The sequence below is a fragment of the Parvularcula bermudensis HTCC2503 genome, from assembly GCF_000152825.2.
In the GTDB taxonomy this organism is placed as follows: Bacteria; Pseudomonadota; Alphaproteobacteria; order Caulobacterales; family Parvularculaceae; genus Parvularcula; species Parvularcula bermudensis.
Map to the genome: position 1 here is coordinate 723,085 of NC_014414.1, position 21,455 is coordinate 744,539.

At 62.1% G+C, this 21,455-nt stretch carries 21 protein-coding genes; 17 read left to right on the top strand and 4 right to left on the bottom strand.

Features of this window, described 5'->3' with window-relative positions; translation table 11 throughout:
• Positions 1 to 12 precede the first annotated feature (12 nt).
• From PB2503_RS03515 to PB2503_RS13760, 6 genes are all read left to right on the top strand, one after another.
• A complete protein-coding gene (locus PB2503_RS03515) occupies positions 13 to 1,770 on the top strand; it encodes an ATP-binding protein (RefSeq protein ID WP_013299846.1) in 1,758 nt (585 codons plus the stop codon).
• Positions 1,767 to 2,255 (top strand): HPr kinase/phosphorylase, encoded by a 489-nt coding sequence (locus PB2503_RS13755; RefSeq protein WP_158305816.1) that lies wholly within the window; start codon positions 1,767 to 1,769, stop codon positions 2,253 to 2,255. Before PB2503_RS03515 ends, PB2503_RS13755 begins: the two co-directional genes overlap by 4 nt.
• Positions 2,256 to 2,282: 27 nt before the next feature.
• Complete coding sequence (locus PB2503_RS03525; RefSeq protein ID WP_013299848.1) at positions 2,283 to 2,702, top strand: PTS sugar transporter subunit IIA; 420 nt, start codon at positions 2,283 to 2,285, stop codon at positions 2,700 to 2,702.
• Positions 2,699 to 2,977, top strand: coding sequence for an HPr family phosphocarrier protein (locus tag PB2503_RS03530; RefSeq protein ID WP_013299849.1), 279 nt, complete (start codon positions 2,699 to 2,701; stop codon positions 2,975 to 2,977). Before PB2503_RS03525 ends, PB2503_RS03530 begins: the two co-directional genes overlap by 4 nt.
• The gene (locus PB2503_RS03535; RefSeq protein WP_013299850.1) at positions 2,974 to 3,453 is read left to right on the top strand and encodes an acyl-CoA thioesterase; all 480 of its coding nucleotides are present in this window, start codon (positions 2,974 to 2,976) and stop codon (positions 3,451 to 3,453) included. The genes PB2503_RS03530 and PB2503_RS03535 overlap by 4 nt, the downstream gene beginning before the upstream one ends.
• 140 nt (positions 3,454 to 3,593) lie before the next feature.
• Positions 3,594 to 4,025, top strand: coding sequence for a TadE/TadG family type IV pilus assembly protein (locus PB2503_RS13760; protein ID WP_013299851.1), 432 nt, complete (start codon positions 3,594 to 3,596; stop codon positions 4,023 to 4,025).
• A 57-nt stretch (positions 4,026 to 4,082) separates the two neighbouring features.
• On the opposite strand, the gene PB2503_RS03545 is transcribed toward PB2503_RS13760, so the two are convergent.
• Both PB2503_RS03545 and lepA read right to left on the bottom strand, forming a co-directional pair.
• Positions 4,083 to 6,113: a M36 family metallopeptidase gene (locus PB2503_RS03545; RefSeq protein WP_013299852.1), complete on the bottom strand. Its 2,031-nt coding sequence runs from the start codon at positions 6,111 to 6,113 to the stop codon at positions 4,083 to 4,085.
• Positions 6,114 to 6,378: 265 nt separating this feature from the next.
• Positions 6,379 to 8,178 (bottom strand): translation elongation factor 4, encoded by a 1,800-nt coding sequence (gene lepA, locus PB2503_RS03550; RefSeq protein WP_013299853.1) that lies wholly within the window; start codon positions 8,176 to 8,178, stop codon positions 6,379 to 6,381.
• 152 nt (positions 8,179 to 8,330) lie between these two features.
• Here lepA and PB2503_RS03555 point away from each other — a divergent pair, with 152 nt between their 5' ends.
• On the top strand, positions 8,331 to 9,038 hold the full coding sequence (locus tag PB2503_RS03555) for a hypothetical protein (RefSeq protein WP_013299854.1): 708 nt from the start codon (positions 8,331 to 8,333) through the stop codon (positions 9,036 to 9,038).
• A gap of 414 nt (positions 9,039 to 9,452) precedes the next feature.
• On the opposite strand, the gene acnA is transcribed toward PB2503_RS03555, so the two are convergent.
• On the bottom strand, positions 9,453 to 12,140 hold the full coding sequence (gene acnA, locus PB2503_RS03560; RefSeq protein ID WP_013299855.1) for an aconitate hydratase AcnA: 2,688 nt from the start codon (positions 12,138 to 12,140) through the stop codon (positions 9,453 to 9,455).
• 190 nt (positions 12,141 to 12,330) lie between these two features.
• Between acnA and ccmA the strand changes: the two genes are divergently transcribed.
• The 10 genes from ccmA (at position 12,331) to ftsY (ending at position 21,209) form a co-directional block, all read left to right on the top strand.
• Positions 12,331 to 12,987 (top strand): heme ABC exporter ATP-binding protein CcmA, encoded by a 657-nt coding sequence (ccmA, locus tag PB2503_RS03565; protein ID WP_013299856.1) that lies wholly within the window; start codon positions 12,331 to 12,333, stop codon positions 12,985 to 12,987.
• Positions 12,984 to 13,628 (top strand): heme exporter protein CcmB, encoded by a 645-nt coding sequence (locus tag PB2503_RS03570; protein ID WP_013299857.1) that lies wholly within the window; start codon positions 12,984 to 12,986, stop codon positions 13,626 to 13,628. Before ccmA ends, PB2503_RS03570 begins: the two co-directional genes overlap by 4 nt.
• 77 nt (positions 13,629 to 13,705) lie before the next feature.
• Complete coding sequence (locus tag PB2503_RS03575; RefSeq protein ID WP_041534873.1) at positions 13,706 to 14,194, top strand: invasion associated locus B family protein; 489 nt, start codon at positions 13,706 to 13,708, stop codon at positions 14,192 to 14,194.
• 136 nt (positions 14,195 to 14,330) lie between these two features.
• On the top strand, positions 14,331 to 15,095 hold the full coding sequence (locus PB2503_RS03580; RefSeq protein WP_013299859.1) for a hypothetical protein: 765 nt from the start codon (positions 14,331 to 14,333) through the stop codon (positions 15,093 to 15,095).
• Positions 15,092 to 15,223 carry a hypothetical protein gene (locus PB2503_RS15025; RefSeq protein ID WP_274377716.1) on the top strand — a complete coding sequence of 44 codons (132 nt, stop codon included), beginning with the start codon at positions 15,092 to 15,094 and terminating at the stop codon, positions 15,221 to 15,223. The genes PB2503_RS03580 and PB2503_RS15025 overlap by 4 nt, the downstream gene beginning before the upstream one ends.
• Positions 15,220 to 16,743 carry a glycosyltransferase family 2 protein gene (locus PB2503_RS03585; RefSeq protein ID WP_049781976.1) on the top strand — a complete coding sequence of 508 codons (1,524 nt, stop codon included), beginning with the start codon at positions 15,220 to 15,222 and terminating at the stop codon, positions 16,741 to 16,743. The genes PB2503_RS15025 and PB2503_RS03585 overlap by 4 nt, the downstream gene beginning before the upstream one ends.
• Positions 16,719 to 17,693, top strand: a complete 975-nt coding sequence (locus tag PB2503_RS03590) for a hypothetical protein (RefSeq protein WP_148235184.1) — start codon at positions 16,719 to 16,721, stop codon at positions 17,691 to 17,693. The genes PB2503_RS03585 and PB2503_RS03590 overlap by 25 nt, the downstream gene beginning before the upstream one ends.
• A gap of 10 nt (positions 17,694 to 17,703) precedes the next feature.
• Positions 17,704 to 18,552, top strand: a complete 849-nt coding sequence (dapF, locus tag PB2503_RS03595) for a diaminopimelate epimerase (RefSeq protein WP_013299862.1) — start codon at positions 17,704 to 17,706, stop codon at positions 18,550 to 18,552.
• A 61-nt stretch (positions 18,553 to 18,613) separates the two neighbouring features.
• On the top strand, positions 18,614 to 19,837 hold the full coding sequence (locus PB2503_RS03600; RefSeq protein WP_041534874.1) for a MiaB/RimO family radical SAM methylthiotransferase: 1,224 nt from the start codon (positions 18,614 to 18,616) through the stop codon (positions 19,835 to 19,837).
• On the top strand, positions 19,830 to 21,209 hold the full coding sequence (gene ftsY / locus PB2503_RS03605) for a signal recognition particle-docking protein FtsY (RefSeq protein WP_013299864.1): 1,380 nt from the start codon (positions 19,830 to 19,832) through the stop codon (positions 21,207 to 21,209). The genes PB2503_RS03600 and ftsY overlap by 8 nt, the downstream gene beginning before the upstream one ends.
• On the opposite strand, the gene PB2503_RS03610 is transcribed toward ftsY, so the two are convergent.
• Positions 21,163 to 21,441 carry a CBU_0592 family membrane protein gene (locus PB2503_RS03610; RefSeq protein ID WP_013299865.1) on the bottom strand — a complete coding sequence of 93 codons (279 nt, stop codon included), beginning with the start codon at positions 21,439 to 21,441 and terminating at the stop codon, positions 21,163 to 21,165. The two genes, ftsY and PB2503_RS03610, sit on opposite strands and share 47 nt — an antisense overlap.
• Positions 21,442 to 21,455 lie beyond the last annotated feature (14 nt).

Consider the following 21,455-nt stretch of genomic DNA (forward strand, 5'->3'; position numbering starts at 1 on the left):
GAAGAGGATCAGATGTCCCCTCCCACGCGCCCCGCGGTGGCCCCCGCCCCGCGACGGCGCTCGTTCGGTTTTCGAGACGACACAGGTCGCTTGCCGATTTCGCGGCTGACGGTCACCATCCTCCTCACCCAGCTTTTTGGCCTGACTATCCTGATGATGGGGTCCTTTCGGGTGACCCAATATCGCGATGGCCTGATCGACGCCAAGCTCGAAGCGGTCAGGGCCCAGGCCCAGGTGATCGCCTCGATCATGGCGACCGTGGCGGCCGAAGATGCCGATTGCGACATCGTCACCGCCGACCAGGATGTCGCCCCTTGCGAAGTCAGCCTGGATCGGGAGAGCGTCAACGCCATTTTCACCCGCGTCTGGCCGAGCTTTGAAGGCCGCGTACGGATTTTCGAGACGCCGGAAGATTACGATGGGGGGCCGATTTCCGATCCCCGCGCCATCTTGCTTGAAGATCAGGTGCTGCGTGCTGGGGCGATCGAGGCCGTGGAGCTGCCCGATCTCACACAAGGACCGGCCGATCGCCTTCGAACCCGTCTTCGTCAAGCCCGAGGGCTCTTCCTCGATATTTTTGTCGATCCGGGCCTGCGGTCGACAGCACAGCAGCGGCGCCTCGAGGACGAACTGACTCGCGCCTTCCGCAGCACAGGGATCAACGCCCAACGCGGCGCCGCCTCATTACGCTATAACGAAGACAATGAGCTGGTGGCTAGCGTTTCGGTTCCGATACGGAAAGTTCAGGCGATTTACGGCGTTGTCACGGCGGAAATCGGTGGCATTGACGAAGTCTTGAGTTCGGCCCGCGCTGCCCTCCTTAGCTTTTCTCTTGTCGCCTTGATCGTGGCGGTGATCCTCTCAATCCTCCTGACCATGAATATCGCCACACCGATCAGGCGATTAGCGCGCGCAGCGGACAGCGTGCGGGTGGGCCTTCGGGGTTCATCACGCCGACGCATTCCTGAGTTTCCTAATCGTCGGGACGATATTGGCGAATTGGCGCGAAGCCTCAAATCCATGACCGCTGCCCTTTACGACCGCATCGAAGCTATCGAGCATTTCGCCGCCGATGTGAGCCACGAGCTCAAAAATCCTTTGACGTCGATCCGCAGCGCGATTGAAACCCTCGACATCGCCAAGACCGAACAGGCGCGCGCCCGCCTCTTGGCCGTGATCAAGCAAGATGTCGCCCGGATGGATCGTCTGATTACTGATATTTCAAATGCCTCCCGGCTGGACGCGGAATTGGCGCGGGAGAAGCGGGATATCGTCGACCTGCGACAATTGCTCCGTGATGTTGTGGCGACCTACACGTCGCGCGATGATCAGGGCGATCGCCCAAAGATCCATATTGAGAAAGAACCAGCGGATCCGGCCTATCTGATCGGCTCCCCAGGAACGCTCGGCCAGGTGCTTCGTAATTTGATGGACAACGCCTTGTCGTTCAGCCCGGAGGGAGGCGCCGTCCGGATCAGCCTGGTCGTGGAAGCGCGTGAGGGGGGGCAGTTGGCGATATTGTCCGTGGAGGACGAAGGGCCGGGGATCCCCGAGGAGAATCTCGAAAGCATTTTTGAGCGTTTTTATACCAAGCGGCCCGAGGGCGCGCAGTTCGGCAATAATTCAGGCCTCGGATTGGCGATCAGTCGTCAGATCGTCGAGAGCCATGACGGGAATATCTGGGCCGAAAACCGGCGAGGCGACGGGGCCGGCCCCCCACGGGGCGCACGCTTTACCGTCCTTCTCCCCCTGTTGAGCACCGACCGGTGAGCGACAGGCCCTGCATTGTCGCCGGGACAGCACTGGCCGTGGCGATCTCAGCGGGCGCACCGCTCGTCGGTGTCATCCTATTGGGCCCGAGCGGGATCGGCAAAACAGAGACCGCGCTTCGTTGGATCGAAGCTTGCCCTTTCGGCAGAAGCGCCCTGATCAGTGATGATCAGGTGACGCTGCGTGCGTCGGCGCAGGGCCTCTCTGCCTCGCCTCCCCCCTCCCTCGCGGGGCGCGCGGAAATTCGGGGGACGAGCATCGTCTCCCTCCCCTACCGACAGAATATGCCGCTGCATCTGGCGTTGCGCCTCGTCACCACGGTGGAGCGGCGCCTGCCTGATCCGGCCAGGTGGCAGCCTTTGGGACCAATGGCGCCCGACCTGCCGCTCTTTCCCTGGCGCGTCGGCGCCGCGGGTTTGCGCCTTTTCCTCGGTTCGGAAATACGCAAAGGGCTGGACAATCCCGCCGGTCATCGGTCGAAATAGGCGGATTGGAAAAATAAGGGCGTTGCCATGATCGGAATCGTGATCGTCAGCCACGGTCAATTTGCCAAGGAATTGGTGGCGGCCGCGGAGCACGTGATCGGACCGCAGCCTGGGATCGAAACGGTCTGTATCGACCCTGACGACGATATGGAGCAGCGGCGCGAAGACATCCGAAACGCCATGCAGACGGCCGGCGGCGAGAACGGCGCCATCGTGCTCACCGACATGTTCGGCGGCACCCCGTCAAATCTTGCTATTGCGGTTGCGGGGCGTCACCTGGGCGAGGTGATTGCAGGGGTCAATCTGCCGATGCTCATCAAGCTCGCGCCCGCCTCCTTCCGCACCAAAACCTCGATCGAGGATGCCGTCGAGGCCGCCTATGAGGCCGGTCGGAAATATATTCGGGTGGCCTCATGGGAACTGACCGGCAAAAAAACAGAGACGTGACCCAGACACTCAGCAAAGTTGTTCGTGTCCAGAATATGCGCGGCCTTCATGCGAGAGCCGCCGCTCGATTCTGCGAGAGGGCGGCCCGTCACACGGCCACCATCGAGGTCACCTATAATCATCATACGGTGGGCGGCTGTTCTCTGATGGCCCTCCTCATGCTCGGCGCGGCAAGGGGCGCGGAGATTACCATCGAGGCAAAGGGCCAGGACGCAGCGGCCGCCCTTGACGACCTTGAGGATCTGATCATGACAAATTTCGGGGAGGCGGAGTGACCAACCGCCCCGACCCTGATCCGACTGCGGTCCTTCGCGGGGCCATAAGCGATCAAACGGCGGTCATCAGCCACCGGCGGCCCGAGCCGGCAGATATCGACGCTCTGGGACATGTGAACAACGCCGTCTATGTGCGCTGGATCCAGGACGCCGCGGTTGCCCATTGGCTCGGCATTGCCGATGCGGAGATGTCTCGCCGATATGTATGGATCTGTCTGCGCCACGAAGTCGACTATCGGGAGCCTGTGCTGCCCGATCAGGAGGTTGAGATTAGAACCTGGCTCGGCGCGCTAAAAGGGCCGCGGTTCAAGCGCCATACCGAGATCAAGGTCAACGGGTCCGCTCGTTGGTCGGTCCGCGCTGAAACCATATGGGTGCTGCTGAATGCCGAAACGCGCCGCCCGGAACGCCGTGTGCCGAAGACCATTCTCGATGCGTTCGGCTTGAACGAGGCCGCGCTGCCGGTCTTTCCCTGATCCTTGGCGATCCGTCGGAAGCCTAAACACTCCCCTAAAGCCCCCATTGGTCGCACGCGCCTCATTAAGGTTACCGCTCCCCAGCTACACAACTTGCAAAGGAAGTTCTCCTATATCGGTCAAGATAGTGGGGCATCGAGATGCGGGCACGACGACATTCGAAGCGATCCTTTTCCTTTTTCGGTAATCAGCGCGGCAGCGCGGCGGTCGAATTCGCCCTCGTTTGCCCGGTCTTTATCCTGTTGATGACCGGCGTTTTCAGCGGGGGCATGGTCTTCCATGTTCGAGAAACGAATTATCTCTACGCCCGCGAGGCGGCCCGTGGCCTGGCCCTCGGCTATTTTAACGAGACCGAAGCGAAAGATTATGCCGAAGATCAGGCTGAGGATGCCTTAGGGATCGACGTGACCGTTTCGGTCGACCCCGCGACGGTTGGCGATCCCACCGATCAGAATGTTGTGGTCAGCATCAGCGTCACGAAAAACGAACTCGAAAAGCTCGCCCCCTTCGGTGGGATTCTGCCCGATGGCATGACGGCAACCGTCACCATGCGGAACACCATCACCTCGTGACCATAGAGGCCAAGGCGGGGACGCCCGCCTTGGCGCTGCCCGTTCGTCCTCTGCGCCTTAAGGCCGAGAAACTGACGCCGTCAGAACGTCGCCCGCGACCGGCTGCCGGTCCAGGGATTGGACGGTGAAATCAACACTGGGGACCCAGCGGAAGAAATTCGCCACGATCGTGCATTGCCCGGCGAGATCGGTCCGGCAGGACGATGTCTTGCCGCGCCAATCCCCCACGACCAGCACATCTTCAAGGGGGACCCCCTCTGGGTCTTCGACCGTGACCGCCGCTTCAGCCTGCCACACCCAATTGTTGAGGAAGACCGAGTCCACGGTAATGTCCGTCACGCGGGGTAGGTCCTCGCCGCCCCCGCAGGCAACCGGCAAATCGAAGCTTTCCTCGATATTGACGCTGAAGAAGGTGCTCTCGAAGATAGCCCCATCGCCCATCCCATATTGCGCGAACGCTTCCCAGACCAGGCAATCCTGCGCTTCGGGCGCTGCGTCCAAAAGGCCATCCCGCATGTCGAGATAGGTCGGCCCCGGCGCCGTGAAATTCATCCCCTCGACAATCGTGTCGAGAAGCGTATCGACGCTGAGCCCGTCGTCCTCGAACAGACCCTTCAGGGCCCAGATCGTCGCGGCGTAGATCTCCCCATCGAAATGAACTGATCTGCCGCTGAAATCGCCGATAGTCCGGGGATAGTTTGTATAGGCCGCCGACCGGATGCCGCGAGCATCGTTCACGGAGTACTCACCGACCACATCATTGTCATTGATAAGAATGGAGAGAACGTCGGACATCCCCTCACCAATCGCGCCGGAGACCGACCCGGACATACTGCCGATCATCCGCCAGGTCAGGCCATGGCCATATTCATGCCAGATAATGTCGGAGTCGAGATCGCCGTCCCGCCACGGTGACGACCGGTTCCACAAATACATTTGCATCCGTGGATTGAAGCCATCCCCAGGGGTCGCAAAATTTGCATTGTTGACCCCGCCGCCATCCTGCGCCTCGGCGTTGACGGAGTCGGACCCCGCCCCCCCAAGGCCGAAATTGTCTTCCTGGAAGTTCGCTGCGCCCTCGACAAACCCGTGGCGGTAGAGCCGATCGTGAATCACATTGTTGAAATAGAACAGGTTCTGAACGGCGACGGCTTGGTTGACCGCATCGGTCGGATCAAGCGTCAGATCGGCCCCGGCGACAAAATCGCCCGTCGTGATTTCCGTGCCGCCCGCATCGGGGGAGTTCGAATTATCCCGGTCGAGATAGGCGTGAACATTATTCCCCTGAATGCTGTATTCGAACTGTGACACCGGGCCGAGCCATCCATTGGGCGACTCGACATTGCCAGTGCCGGGGCCGGAAACCACCGTCTGCGGACTGACCCCGGGATGATCGGCAAAAATCGCGTAGGTATCGTTCGCGGTCCGATCTTCGATATTCAGGATTCGCCCCGCAGGCCCCACCAAGGTCTTGTAGAGCTCATTCGTGTCCGCACTCCACACCGTGACCTCAAATCCGGAGACAAGACGGGCACCGCGAGAGATCAACACCTCTTCCACGCTCGGCGGCGTGTAGAAGAACGGCGCCTCGGAGAACATCGTTACGGTGCCCTCGCTTCCAGTGGGGGAGACCGTCGGCGCGTTGGGGAAATGCCGCGCCACCACAATTGCCAAGGCCTCCTCGGCGGTAATGGCCGGCTTGTCCAACGTCTGTCCCTTACGGGCCTGAACGCGCCGGAACAGTTTCAGGAGGGTCGATGTCTCATCGAAATTGGCTTTGACCACAGCCCCGTAGACACGCCGCCCTTCAATCCTTTGCTGAAAGATCTGATGGAGGCGACCGAATTTCGACGTATGGCTGGTGACCAATTCAAGGTCCGTCGCCGCATCGATTTCACCCCGGGCGGCCAGATAGGCCTTGATCCGCTCCGCCGGCGTCGAGGCCGATCGGGCAAAGGACGCAGGGGCATCGTCCAATGATCGTGTAACGACGGCTTCAGGCCAGACGCTCTCCGAAGACTGAGCGAAAGCGGTCCCTGCCGCAACGGCGCTGCTCGCTGCGGCGGCCAGCAAAATCGACTTTAACATTGAGAATCTCCCTACTCACGGGCGGGAACACTAACCAATCTACATGATTGTTAATAAAGGTGTCCTCTGGATAACCCGTCTACTCAGCATAGCGCAACTAAGGGTCGAAGTCATGGCCGAAATGTCAGGTCGACTGTCATTGAGCTGCGCCAAAACAGGTCAGTTCAGGCCTGTGGGGCGGTAGGACCGGCGGGACGACGGGGGGAGGCCGAGGCGTTTTTTCCCAACAGACAAGAGGCTGTCCCTGTTTCGATCGACGCGGATCCTAACTGTCCATCTTCAGCGCATTGATGAAAGCATCTTGCGGAATCTCGACGCGCCCGAATTGCCGCATCTTCTTCTTCCCAGCTTTTTGCTTTTCCAACAATTTGCGCTTGCGCGTCGCATCGCCCCCATAGCACTTCGCCGTGACATCCTTGCGCATCGCGCCGATCGTTTCCCTGGCGATTACCCGCCCCCCAATCGCGGCCTGGATCGGGATTTTGAACAGATGGCGGGGAATAAGCTCCTTCAGCTTTTCGCACATCACCCGCCCCCGCGCCTCGGCCTTTGAGCGGTGGACGATGATGGCCAGAGCGTCCACCGGCTCTTCATTCACCAGGATCTGCATACGCACCAAGTCATCCTGGCGGTAGCCGATGATCTGATAGTCAAAGCTCGCATAGCCTTTGGTAATGGATTTCAGCCTGTCGTAAAAGTCGAACACCACCTCGTTCAGGGGGAGTTCATAGACCACCATGGCGCGGTTCCCCGCATAGGTGAGATCCTGCTGAATGCCCCGCCGTTCTTCGCACAATTTCAGGACGGCACCGAGATAATCGTCTGGCACCAGAATGGTCGCCTTGATCCACGGCTCCTCAATATGATCGATATGAACCGGGTCCGGCATATCAGCGGGATTATGCAGCTCCTCCATCTCGCCGTCCGTCCGATACATATGATAGACCACGGAAGGAGCGGTGGTGATGAGGTCGATATTGAATTCTCGCTCTAACCGCTCACGGATGATCTCAAGGTGCAAGAGCCCGAGGAAACCACACCGGAAACCGAAGCCAAGCGCCGCGGATGTTTCCATTTCGAATTCGAAACTGGCATCGTTCAGCCTAAGCTTTCCTATGGCATCTCGCAGATCTTCGAACTCCGCCGAATCCACCGGAAAGAGGCCGCAAAAGACCACGGGCTGGGAGGGACGGAAGCCGGGCAGCGCGGTCTCGGCCGGCCGCTTTTCGTCGGTGATCGTATCGCCGACATTGGTGTCCGCCACTTCTTTGATTGAGGCGGTGATGAAGCCGATTTCCCCAGGGCCCAGGGTTTCGACCATTTGCCGATGCGGCGTGAATTTTCCAACATTGTCGACGGTGTACGTCGCCTTGGCGGCCATCATTCTGATCCGCTGACCCTTTTTGAGGCTACCATCGACCACCCTGACCAGCACGACGACCCCCAAATAGGGGTCGTACCAACTGTCCACCAACATCGCTTTGAGGGCGGCCTCCCTGTCCCCCTCGGGCGGGGGCAGACGATTGACGATCGCCTCAAGGACATCTTCGATGCCAAGACCGGTCTTGGCGGAGATCAGCACCGCCTCGGAGGCATCGAGGCCAATCACATCCTCGATCTGTTCCTTGATGCGTTCGGGCTCGGCGGCGGGCAGATCGATCTTGTTGAGGACAGGTACGATCTCATGATCGACCTCGATCGCTTGGTAAACATTGGCGAGGGTCTGCGCCTCGACCCCCTGGCTTGCATCCACGACCAGCAAGGACCCCTCGACGGCGGCAAGGCTGCGATTGACCTCATAGGCGAAGTCGACATGCCCGGGCGTATCGATCAAATTGAGCTGATAGGTTTTGCCGTTCCGCGCAGTATAGCTGAGAGACACCGTCTGCGCCTTGATCGTGATCCCGCGCTCCCGCTCAAGCTCCATATTGTCGAGCACCTGCTCTTTCATCTCTCTGTCACTCAGCCCCCCGGTCACCTGGATAAGGCGATCGGCGAGGGTCGATTTGCCATGGTCGATATGCGCGACGATCGAGAAATTGCGGATGTGGGAGAGGTCGGTCATCGCTGCGATCTACGGCTCCTCTGCCCGCGCCGCAATGCGGCGATGGGGGTGGCCGTAAAATAGGGACGGTCATTTGAGGTGCGCCTCGCCCTTGCCGACTCTTGAGGGTTCCCCGAAGGAAAGACGATCGCTCTTTGAGGGGGACACGAGTGATGAGCATCTTCATGACACTGGCGGCCGTACTGGGTATGGCGCCACCGCCGTCAATTCCAGAGGTTGAGTTTCCGGCCCTCGACCCCACGATCGAGAAACGGATCATGCCGCTCGGTATGACCAAGGATTACCGCCTGACGACCGCGCGCGCCTATCGCATGACCATCGACCGGGTGGCCCTTCGCACTTTTGAGGACGTGGCCACAGAGGCCCGGAAAGGCGCCCGGCTGCTCGACCAGGCCGAGCGCTTCAATCACTATCTCGATGAGCTGAATATTCAGTTCGACGTCGCCAGCCTGACGTCGGGCCCAGGCACTTCCTACTCACCAGGGGGCGGTATCGGTCTTTCCCTCCCCGGCGAGAAGGTTGTCCTGTTCGGCAAAACCTTTCCGATTGACGGGGACACCTATTTTTCGGGGGGATCTCCCGGAATCAGCTTTGTGGGCGAGCAAACGTTGTCGATCCCCTTCGCGGAGATGGACGGCCTCACCTACACGCTGAAAAAGGTCACGTATTTCCTGATCTTCAGCCCTGGGGGGACACAAGCGCCCAAGACGGTGGCCGATGCGAAGAATGCCATCTTCCAAACCCCGGCCGGCACGGGCATGCCCGGGGGCGCGCTCAATCTTGAGCTTGAAGTCACCGGCCCCGGCCTTGCGCAGCCAGTCAGTCGGCTCCTGCAAGTCGATTACGTCAGCGCGCCCTGAATCGGGGCAGCGCCTGGCCTCACCGGCCCTGTTGCGTCCGTTCACCCAGCGGTGAGGAAAGGCCCCCATCTCCGCTTCCCGCGTCTCCGCTTCCCCCGCTGTCGGCGAGGAGCGTTATGGGGGCGGCCGCTCGCGGCAAATCTGTCGGCTGATGACAGCCCGCGAGCGTGAGCGCAATAATAACCCATGTTATGAGAACCATCCCCAGATAACGAGGCGTGGCGCGATTGGTTCCCCCCTGTTGAAGAACGCCGCTCCCCCCACGATCGGCGGGAGGCAGAGAGCTCAACGCCCCCTTCGCCGCAGCCCCCTCAACACCATCACGCCCATGAAAAAAGGGGCACCCGAAGGTGCCCCTTTGATCGGTCTTGAAGGAGGCGCCGCCGAAAGCGGGCTCCCCCCACCCCTGCCCAGTTAGGCGGCCAGTTTCCGGATAACGTAATGGAGGATGCCGCCATTACGATAATAGTCGAGCTCATCCTGCGTATCGATCCGAGCCAGCACCGTCACCTCTTTGGTATCGCCATTGGCGAAGGTGATCGTCACCGTCATGTCTTCGCGGGGCGAGAGGCTCTCGACCCCATGGATGGTCACTTGCTCGTCCCCGGTCAGGCCGAGAGCCTCCCAACTGTCCCCCTCTTTGAATTGAAGGGGGAGGACGCCCATCCCGATGAGGTTCGAGCGGTGAATCCGCTCAAAGCTTTGGGCGATGACGGCTTTGACACCGAGGAGGATCGTCCCCTTCGCCGCCCAGTCACGGGACGACCCCGTGCCATATTGCTCACCGCCAAAAACGACCAATGGGGATTTCTCCGCCTTATATTTCATGGCCGCGTCGTAGATCGCCATTTTCGAGTCGGTGGGGACATATTTCGTATACCCCCCTTCAATGCCGTCGAGCATTTTATTCTTGATGCGGATATTGGCGAAGGTGCCCCGCATCATCACCTCGTGATTTCCGCGACGCGAGCCATAGGAGTTAAACTCCCGCGGCGGCACCTGGTGGCTCTCAAGATAAGCGCCGGCAGGGCTTTCCTCGGCGATCGCCCCCGCAGGAGAGATGTGGTCCGTGGTCACCGAATCCCCAAGCAGGGCGAGGATCCGAGCGCCCTCGATCGGCTCAGGGTCGCTGGGCCGCGACGACATGCCCTGGAAGTAAGGGGGATTGGCGATATAGGTTGAGGATGGCCAGGAATAGGTATCGGACGACGAGGTCTCGATATTCTGCCAATGGGCATCGCCTTTGAAAACGTCCGCATAGCGCTCGATGAACATTTCGCGCGTCACACATTTGGACACGACCTCGGCGATTTCGGCACTGGTCGGCCAGATATCCTTGAGGAACACATCCTTCCCGTCCGCTGTCTGAGCAATCGGGTCCTTGGTCAGGTTGATGTTCATCGACCCCGCCAGGGCATAGGCCACGACCAGCGGCGGCGAGGCGAGGAAGTTCGCCCGGATGTCCTGACTGATCCGGCCCTCGAAGTTACGGTTCCCCGAGAGAACCGACGCCACGGCAAGATCGTTGTCCTGGATCGCCTTGGAAATTTGCTCGGGCAAGGGCCCCGAATTCCCAATACAGGTCGTGCAGCCATACCCCACGAGATTGAAGCCAAGACCGTCGAGCTCGTCCTGTAGGCCGGACCGTTCAAGATAATCCGTCACCACCTGCGAACCGGGGGCGAGGGATGTCTTCACCCAGGGTTTGCGCGTCAGCCCCAACTCGCGCGCTTTTTTGGCGACGAGACCGGCAGCGATCAACACAGAGGGGTTGGACGTGTTCGTGCACGACGTAATCGCCGCGATGCAGACATCGCCATGGCCGAGCGTGTAATCCTCGCCCTCCACCGCAACCTGCTTCCCCTTCTCGTCGAGCTTGCCGTATTCTTTGTCGAGGGCCACGTCGAACGCCTCTGGCGCTTCGGTGAGAAGGATTTTGTCCTGCGGCCGCTTCGGCCCCGAAATGACCGGCACCACCGTCGACAGATCGAGCTCAAGGGTGTCGGTGAAGACAGGCTCCACCCGATTTTCGGCTTTCGAGAAGCGCCACAGCCCCTGGGCCCGGGCATAGGCCTCGACCAGGGCGATGCGGTCCTCATCACGACCGGTTTTACGGAGATAATCGATGGTCTGCTCGTCCACCGGGAAGAAGGCGCAAGTCGACCCGAATTCCGGCGACATATTCCCGATGGTGGCGCGATCCTCAAGGGTGAGGTTGTCGAGACCCGACCCGTAGAATTCAACGAATTTACCGACAACACCCTTATCGCGCAGCATTTTGGTGACGGTCAGCACGAGATCGGTGGCGGTGGCGCCTTCGGGCATCTTGCCGGTGACCTTGAACCCGACGACCTCGGGGATCAGCATGGACACGGGCTGGCCGAGCATGGCGGCCTCCGCCTCGATCCCGCCAACGCCCCAACCGAGAATCGCCAAGCCGTTCACCATGGTGGTGTGGCTGTCCGTGCCGACCAGCGTGTCGGGATAGGCAAACTCCTCGCCCCCATGGCCCGCGGTCCAAACGGTCTGACCAAGATATTCCAGATTGACCTGGTGGCAGATCCCGGTGCCCGGCGGCACGACGCGGAAATTGGCAAAGGCGCCCTGCCCCCATTTCAGGAACTCATAGCGCTCCTTATTGCGCTCATATTCCCGATCGACGTTCTTTTCAAAAGCCTGTTCGGTTCCGAAATAGTCGACCATCACGGAGTGGTCGATGACGAGGTCCACCGGCGCCAGCGGGTTGATCTTTTCGGGGTCCTCCCCGAGCGCCTTCATGGCGTCGCGCATCGCGGCCAGATCGACCACCGCCGGTACCCCGGTAAAGTCCTGCATCAGCACCCGCGCCGGACGGTAGGCGATTTCGTAGGCGTTCTTCCCCCCGTTCTTCAGCCAGTCGCCGAAGGCATCGACCATGCCGAGGTCGACGGTGCGGCCATCCTCAAAACGGAGCATGTTCTCGAGAAGATATTTGAGGGACACAGGCAGCTTGCCGACATCCCCGAGGCGGTCACCGACCTTGTTCAGGTCGTAATAGCTGTATTTCTTGTTGCCGACTTCCAATGTCGACTTCGTCTTCAACGAATCATGTCCGGGGATCATGGGGACTCCTTTCGAAAAGGGGCAAGACACGGACCGCCATCGGCCCGGCGCGTAAAGCTTCCGCATATGGGACTTAGGCGCGGGACGCAATTTCCCAACGCCGCTCGGCACGATTTTGACACAAATAGGCGGGCGAGGGACGCTGAAGATGGCCTGTTGACGGACCTTAGGGGCGCGGTCATTCGATCCTATGGCAAAAATCCCCGCCTATGCCCTGTCCGTTCATGTGGACGACGCCCAAGTGACGCGAGGCGATGTCGTATTGGCCGAGGGGGTCAGCTTCACCCTAAAGCCAGGGCAGGCGCTCTCTATCGAGGGGCCGAATGGCGTGGGGAAAACATCGCTTCTCCGCATGATCGCCGGCCTTTCGGGGCAGGAGGGCGCGGTCAGCTTTCACGACGGGAGCCAACCCGTGGATGCGTCTGCCCTCAGGGCGCGCGGCCTCCATTATGTCGGCGGCGGCGACGGGCTCTCTCCCCTACTTACCTTGGGTGAAACCCTCGATTTCTGGGCCGCTCTTTTTGCCGCCCCTCCCCCCCTTGTTCCCGACCCGCTGCACAGGCTCGGTCTCGCCGCTTATCGTGCCGAGCCCGTGGCGCGGCTGTCGACAGGCCAGCGACGCCGGCTTGCCTTGGCCCGGCTGGTCATCGCGCCGCGTCCGTGTTGGCTGCTCGACGAGCCCTTTTCAGGACTCGATCAAGCAGGACAAATTCTTTTGCTCGAAATCATCGCGCAGCACCGGGCGCGGGGGGGGATCGTTATGATGGCGACCCATGAATCGCCTCTGCCGGACGCGGCGCGCCTCACCCTCGCCCCGGCTCTAGGCCAAGCTGAGGCGACCCTGTGATTGGCGCGCTGTGGGCGATTGCCCTTCGGGAGATGCGGCTCAAGGCCCGCCGCGGCGGATGGGCCGCCGCCCTGGGGCTGTTCCTCACCGCGGGCAGCCTCTCCGCCCTTTCCCTCGGTCGAGATGCCGATCTCCTGGCCAGCGCGGGGCCGGGGGTTTTGTGGCTGACGACGCTGCTTTGTCTTCTCGTCGGTCTCGATGGGGTGCACGAAGACGATCAGAACAGCGACACCTTTCTGCTGTACCGCATCACCTCCGTCCCCTTATCAATCGTAATGATCGTCAAGGCGCTGATCGCCTGGGCGCTGACCTGTTTGCCGATCACGCTGATCTCTCCATTGCTTTTGGCGAGCCTCGGCGCGCCCAACATTGTGGGCGGCGCGATCGGCTTTCTTCTCGGCACCCCGGCGGTCTCGCTGTTCGCCACGGCGCTCGGCGCGGTCGCCGCCAAGATGAGGCGAGGCGCCGCCCTCGTCCTGTTCTTGGCGCTGCCGCTTCTAACCCCCGTCCTGATCCTCGGCCCGGCAAGCGCAACGGGACCGGCAACGATCCCGCTTCTTCTGATGGCGGCGTATTCGCTGCAAGCGCTGGCCATTTGTCCGTTCATCGCCGCGTCGGCGATCCGTACACAAATGGCTTAAGGCTCTGTTTCGCCGAAGTGGCTTCTCCGTCGACGCGGGATCTGGCATAGAAGCGGCGGACAGTTTGGAGGCTAAAGATGACTTTCCTTCCGCTTATGACCGGTCTTCTTGTGGCGGCGGCCCAAGCCAATCCCAGCCAAGTCGCCACCTATCGCGATTGGATCGTCTATACGGCGCCCGCTGGCGACGACACGATATGCTATGCTGTCAGTGAGCCCACGCAACGGGATCCCGAATCCGTCGATCATGGCGATGTCTTTTTTGCCGTAGCCACATGGAAAAGCGGCAAAGCGTCAGATCAGCCGAGTTTCCTCGCCGGCTATGATTTGCGGGAGGGATCAGAGCCCAGTGTCCGTGTCGGCGCCAACAGATACACAATGTTTGCCGATGGCGACGAAGGCTTTGTCGAGAGTGACCAGAACGAAGCCCGGCTCGTCAATGCCATGAAGGCGGGCGCCGAGATGCGCGTCTCCGCGTTGTCACAGCGGGGCACGGCCACGGAATACACCTTTTCACTGCTCGGCATCACCAACGCCCTGGAGCGGGCGGCACGCGCTTGCGAATAAGGCCAAGTATTCAGCCCAAATACTCAAGGTTGTGCGTTCTGTTTTATAAACCTTACGGAGTATAGTCCCCCCCCGCCTTTGACAATCTCCGCGTGCTCGGACACCTTTATTATGGGTTGTTCTGAGAGAGGGATATGTGGAGTCTCGCGTCTTAATTGTGGGCGGGCTGAGCGTCTGTTTCTGGGCCGGTCCAGGCACCGCAGGGGCCTCGCCTTGGCCGCGCTCCCCCGGTGAATTGTTCTCTATCACCCGCCTTGAGACCGTTGCCTCAGCCGAAAGCGGCGAGGAATTGGAGAAAGAGCGGATCGAGACCTATACCGAGTTCGGTCTGGTCGGCGGCTTCATGCTCGTGGCGAAGTCGGCGAGCGTGCGGGAGACCGTGATCTCCGCCGAGACCTATGACGAACGGATGGGCATGTCGGATATCGATCTGGCGGTCCAATGGTCGGGCGGCCCCGAGGCATCCCCGGCGGCACTGCGGGTGACCTATGCGCCGAAAACCGAAACCAGATCCCTCGTCTTCAACGACAAGGCGCGCGGCGCGGACGCCGCCATCGCCCTCGCCGCGGCCAGGGGATGGTCGCGGCCCACCGGATTTCTGAGCCTGGACGCCGAATGGCGCCTTAGTCTTGGAGAAGATGCGGATTTTCTCCGGGGCGAAATCGTTTGGGGGCGGCGGGGTCCGCTCGATGTTTTCGTTCTTCTCAAGCTACAGGGCACCGCAGCGCTTAGCGAAGCGGGTCCGCAAGGCATCTCCTACGACGTTTTAAGGGCGGAGGCGTCCGCGCTACTCCCGCTTCCCAAGCTTCCCGATCTGCAAATCGGTGCCCAACAGGACCTCGCCGTCCGTGGATACGCCCCCCAATCAGGGGTCTTCGCCGCGCTGTGGTGGGGACGATGATGCCAACCCTTTCCGCCGTCGCCGCCGGGACGCTTCTCCTGATCGGAACGACATTAGGCTTGGGGGCGCTTGATTGCTCCTTACTCCTCTTGCCCCTTGCCGGCATTGCGTGGCGACGACGGCGGTGAGCCCGGTTGAAGAGACGCTGAGGCATCTACATGAGGATGCGTCCATCCGTACCCGGTCCGCCGCCGATCTTGAGCGGTTACGGCGCAGGGCCGGCGGTGCCCTTGCCGACGCCGCCAGAGACTTTTTGTGGCAAAAAGACCCGACGGCCTCTGCGCGCTTGGGGATCACGCCGTCTCAACGGAACAGCTTCGTCCTCTTGGCCGCCCTGCTCTTTGTCGCCGCTATTATTGGGCCGCTGCAAAAGCTGATCGCCCTCAATCTGGGGGTCACCCTGTTCTACCTCTTCCAGGCGGGGCTGCGATCGGCGGTCTTGTCCTTGTCCCTGGCCCAGCCGCGCCGCTTGACCCTGCCCCCGCCGCCGATCGCCCCCGAAGAGCGCCTGCCGCCCTTCACCATCCTATGCCCTGTCTATGACGAGGCGGAGAGCCTGCCCCACCTCGTTGGCTCTCTTCTGCTCTTGGATTACCCGCGTGAAAGGCTCGACATCAAAATCATTCTCGAGGCGGATGATCGCGCGACAATCGCGGCGGCACGGACCCATTGTCGTGCCCCCATGTTCGACCTCGTCCTTGTGCCGCCCTCAGCCCCGCGCACGAAGCCCAAGGCCCTGAACCACGCCCTTTGGACCGCAAAAGGAGACTATATCGTCATCTATGACGCCGAGGATCGGCCTGCCCCGGATCAACTGACCCTGGCGGCGCGGACCTTTGCCGCCCTCCCCGATCACATCGCCTGTCTCCAATGCCGCCTCAATTATTATAACCGCGATACCACGATCCTTACCCGCCTCTTCGCCCTCGAATATGCGCTGTTGTTCGACATGACCCTGCCCGGTCTTGCCGCGCTAAGCGCCCCGGTGCCGCTGGGCGGGACATCGAATATTCTTCGCACAGATATTTTGATGGCGGTCGGGGGGTGGGATCCCTTCAACGTGACCGAAGACGCCGATTTAGGGCTGAGGCTGCACCGCGCCGGATATGAAACCCGTCTCCTCAACTCCACCACCCTCGAAGAAGCGACCGATGAGACCGGCGCATGGCTGCGACAACGGACCCGATGGATGAAAGGGTTCATGCAGACCTGGCTGGTCCACAGTCGTCGAGCACCGCGCACAGGGCGCTTTGGCCATTTCCTGACCGTCCACGGCGTGGTCGGCGGTACCGTCCTGGCGGCATTGATCAACCCGGTGGCCTGGGCAATCTATGGCGCTTGGATATTGGGCGTCGACGGCATTGCCCGTCTATTCCCTACGCCCCTCAACGTTCTGGCCCTGACCGCGTTCCTTGGGGGTAATCTTCTCCACCTTTACATGATGATGATCGCCCCCCTGCGCCGCCGATGGCATGACCTTGTCCCCTATGCCGTTCTCTCTCCGCTCTATTGGATCTTGCAAAGCGTCGCCGCCTACCGCGCCTTGTGGCAATTGATCCGGCGTCCCTCCTATTGGGAGAAGACCAAGCATGGCCGGGGACTGTCCCCTGAGGAGACCCTGCGGTGGCACAGCACGCTACGGCAATGACAAGGGCGGCGGAGGGGATTGATCGCCGCATGGCTGCGGCGCTGTGGGCGGGGGGCCTGATCTGTGTCGCGGTCACGCCGAACCTTCATCAGCCTCTGGCGGCGCGCGCGGCCGCGATGACCGCCGCCCCCGGAACAGATTTATCCCTATGGGTGGGGGGCCTCATCGCCGGCTTCCCCGGACTTGGCGCAGAAGCGGGCTTACTGCTCGGCGGCCTGTTATGCCTGACGGCCCTCGTCGCCGCGGCGATGGGCGGGGTCTTTGGCGCCGGTTTCCGGGGACCAAGGGGGCTGATATTGGCCTGCCATCCGCTGATCCTCGCGCCCGCGCTCACCGGATATGGCGCAGTGCCGCTGCTCTTCTTCGCCCTCTGGCGCAGCATCGCCTTGTTGCCGATCCGCGCCCCCGACCAATCCCTGCCCCTACTGGGACTGACCCTTGCTGCGATCACGGTGGGGGGTCCTGGGGGGAGCCACTGGCTCCTCCCCCTCCTCGCCGTCTTGTTTCTTGCCGCGCCGCGCCATCTGATCCGCCGACATATGAGAGTGTTCTACGGACTGATCCTGACCCCCGCGGCGATGATCGGCGCCGTTCTTCTCTATCTTGAGGCGGTGGGAATGGCGCCGCGGCAAGACCCTCTCCCCCCCGTCATCGAAGGACCCGGTGGCCTTTGGGGGCTGGTCGGCGCCGTCTGTGTGATCCTCCTGACCGCCCCTAGTCTTCTGCGGCCGAAAGCCGGCCGCTTTCGCGGGCCCCAATTGGTGGCGGTGCTGGCGATCGTCTTTGTCAGTGGGCACCCCAGCCTTGACCCCATCCCCCTCGTCATTGGCGCAGCAATGGCCGGTCACGGCCTCGATCCACGCGGGGGGCGCCTCGACCTCTGGCAAGCCGCCGGGGTCCTTGGTAGTGCCCTTGTTCTTTGGGTCGGCATGGCGACCGGTTGGCGGTGAGGAGGCATTGATGGAAGACGCACTATCCGCTGACCTTGAGGGGTGCCGCTATTGGCTGATGGATGGCATCGGGAATGCCTTCATCATTGTGGATTTGCGCGGCGGCGGCACCCTTGGTGAAGACGCGGCGCGGGGGCTCGCCGAAGCGGCCGAGGGGGTCCGCATCGATCAGGTGATCGGCCTTGTCGCTGAGGGCGAGGGCGCCGCCATGACGATTTTCAACCGGGACGGCTCTGTCGCGGGTGCTTGCGGGAATGCGGCCCGCTGTATCGCCTGGCGCTTGATGGAGGAGCAGGGAACGGATGAGGTGATCTTCGGCACGCCCGCCGGATCGGTCACGGCCACAAGAGCCGGCGACCATCGCGTGACGGTGGATATGGGCGCCCCCCGCCTTGGCTGGCAGGACATCCCCCTTGCCGAGGCGTGCGAGGATACGCGGTTCCTCGATATCAAGGTGGGACCGATCGACAATCCCGTCCTTTGGGGCCCCTCCGCCGTCAGTATGGGCAATCCCCATTGCGTCTTTTTCGTTGAGGATGTCGCCGCCCAGCGCCTCGACCGGTTCGGCCCCCTGATTGAGAACCACCCCCTGTTCCCCGAAGGAGCGAACGTGTCCGTCGCCGAGGTCCCCGATCCCCACCATATAAGACTTCGGACCTGGGAACGCGGGGCGGGACTGACCCAAGCCTGCGGCACCGCCGCCTGCGCGGCCCTTGTCTCCGCCGTGCGGCGGCGGCGCACCGGACGGCGCGCCGACGTCACCCTCCCCGGCGGGACCCTCGACATCAGCTGGCGGGAGGCGGACGACCACGTCCTGATGACCGGCGATATCCGCGCCTTGAGGACCGGCCGCCTGTAAGAGAGGATCATTTCGGCGCCGAGCCCTTGCCGCGCTCTCCCCCGCTCGTCACATAGCGACGATGAACGCACATTCCGCCGCCACACAAGTCAGTCTTGGGTGCCGTCTCAATGCCTATGAGACGGATCGCATGGCCGAGCTTGCCGGCACGGAAGGCACCGCCGTCGTCGTGATCAATACCTGCGCCGTCACCAATGAGGCCGTTCGTCAGAGCCGCCAGGCCATCCGCCGCGCCCGTAAGGATCACCCCGAGGCCAAGCTGATCGTGTCGGGATGCGCCGTTGAGACCGACCGCGACCGCCTTGCCGCGATGCCGGAGATCGATCACCTCATCCCCAATGCCGACAAGCTGAAGCCGGAGAGCTATGCCGGCGCAACCGCGCCCCTCTCCCGCTCCCCGCAGCCGGTCCGCGCGCCCCTCGCCATTCAAAATGGCTGCGACCATAGCTGTACCTTTTGCATCATCCCCCAGGGCCGGGGCCGGGCCCAATCCCGCCCGATTGCCGAGGCGGTGGCGGAAGCCCATGCCCTTGTGGCGGCCGGTGCTCGGGAAATTGTCCTGACCGGGGTCGATCTCACCTCCTATGGGGATGACCTCGAAGGCGGGGTGACCCTGGCCGATCCCATCGAAGTGCTCCTCACCTCGCTTCCCGCCGCGATCACGCTTCGTCTTTCCTCCCTCGACGGCGCCGAAGTCGATGACCGACTGTTCCGCCTATTGACGGAGGAGGATCGGGTGGCGCCCTATGCCCATCTGTCGCTTCAGGCGGGGCACGATTTGACGCTCAAACGGATGAAGCGGCGGCATCTGACCGCCGATGCGATCGACCTGACGGACCGGCTGCGGACCGCGCGACCTGACTTTGCCTTCGGGGCCGATCTGATCGCAGGCTTTCCGACGGAGACGGAGGAGATGTTCGCCGCCAGTCTCGACCATGCGGCCCGATGCGGCCTCGCCTTCCTGCATGTGTTTCCCTTCTCTCCCAGGGTCGGTACCCCCGCCGCAAGGATGCCGCAGATCGACCGCGCTGTGGTCAAGGACCGCGCCAAGCGCTTGCGCGCCCTCGGGGATGACTTGCTGGCGGCCCATCTCGATCGACTGATCGGGCAGCGTGTAGCGGTCCTGATCGAGCAGACCTCGGGCACACATCTCATCGGGCGGTTACCGAACTTCACCGAGATCGAGGTCGAGGCCGAGGGCCAGGCGGGGGAGCGGATCATGGCCCATGTGACCGGCCATACGGGCCGACGCCTCATGGGAAGGAAGGACGCGGACCATGGCTGAGAAGCGCGGATTGTTCGGCAAGCTGTTCGGTCGCAAAGACAAAACGCCGGCGGAGGCGGGACCGCCGCATGAGGAACCCGATGCACGTGAAGAGGCGGCGCGTGACGAGAATGAGGCGGAAGCGCGCGCAGTAGCCGCCGATGAACTTGCCGATAACGTCTTTGCCGAGACGGCCCCCCTAGAAGATGAGGCAGAGCTGCGCACCCCCCACCGGCCCGCTCCGCCCCCTGAGGACGATGCCGTGCCCCAGGATGACCAGGGGGAGATGACGGCCCCGGCGGCGCCAGAGCCAGAGCCCGCCGCCCCGCCCGCCGACGCGAGCAGCGCGGACCCGCTGGAGGAAGCCTCAGAGGCGCCCGTGACGGACCCGCCCGCCCCCGCGCCGACCACTCCTACGGACCGCCCCACGGATACGCCCGCAGAGAAGCCCACGGATCAGCCCACAGACAAGCCCAAAGGCTTTTTCGGCCGCCTAAGGAGTGGTCTTGCCAAGACCTCCGCCAAATTAAGCGGCGGGATCGGCACGATCTTCACCAAGAAACGTCTCGATGACGACACCCTCGAAGAGCTCGAGGATTTGTTGATTATGGCTGATATCGGGGTCCCCACAACGACACGGATCATCACCCAGCTCGCCAAGGACAAATTCGACCAAGAAGTATCGGGAGAGGACATCAGAGCCATCCTGTCCCGGGAGATCGAAACCACGCTGGCCCCCCTGGAGGCCCAACTGGCCCCCGACGGCACCCATGGGCCCCATGTCATCCTGATGACCGGCGTCAATGGGGCGGGCAAAACCACGACCATCGGCAAACTGGCCCAGCAATTCACCGCCGAGGGAAAATCCGTGCTGCTCGCCGCCTGCGATACGTTTCGCGCCGCGGCCATCGAGCAATTGACCGTATGGGGAGAGCGTGTCGGTGTGCCCGTCATCAGTCGGGAACAGGGCGCCGATCCAGCGGCCCTCGCCTATGACGCCGTCGCCAAAGCGCAGGCCGAGGGGATCGATATCGTCCTTATCGATACCGCCGGTCGACTGCAAAATCGCCGAGAGCTGATGGATGAACTGGGAAAGATCGTGCGGGTCGTCAAAAAGCTCGACGACAGCGCCCCCCACGACGCCGTTCTCGTCCTCGATGCGACCGTGGGGCAAAACGCCCTCTCTCAAACCGAGGCGTTTCTCGAAACGGCGAAGATCACGGGCCTCATCATGACTAAACTGGACGGGACGGCCAGGGGCGGCGTTCTTGTGGCACTGGGGGACAAGTTCGGCCTGCCGATCCACGCGATCGGGGTGGGGGAAACCGTCGAAGACCTTCAGCCGTTCAGGGCGAGCGCCTTTGCCGCGGCGCTGACGGCCGCCGCCGAGTGAGGAGGCGTCGGGCGATGCCAAAGAGGCTGATCCCGATCCACGCCAATTCGATCAGAAACGAGGCGAAATTGAAGTGAAACAGGAGCGAGACCAAGATCGCACTCGCCCCACCCAGATTGAGGCACAGATACCCCCAACCCTGGGGATCGAAACGGCCTGCCTGCAAACCGAAAAACGCAGAGAGAACGAAGGCCACGCCGAGAGTGCCCACTATATCGGGAAATGACAGCATGCACCTCATCCCTA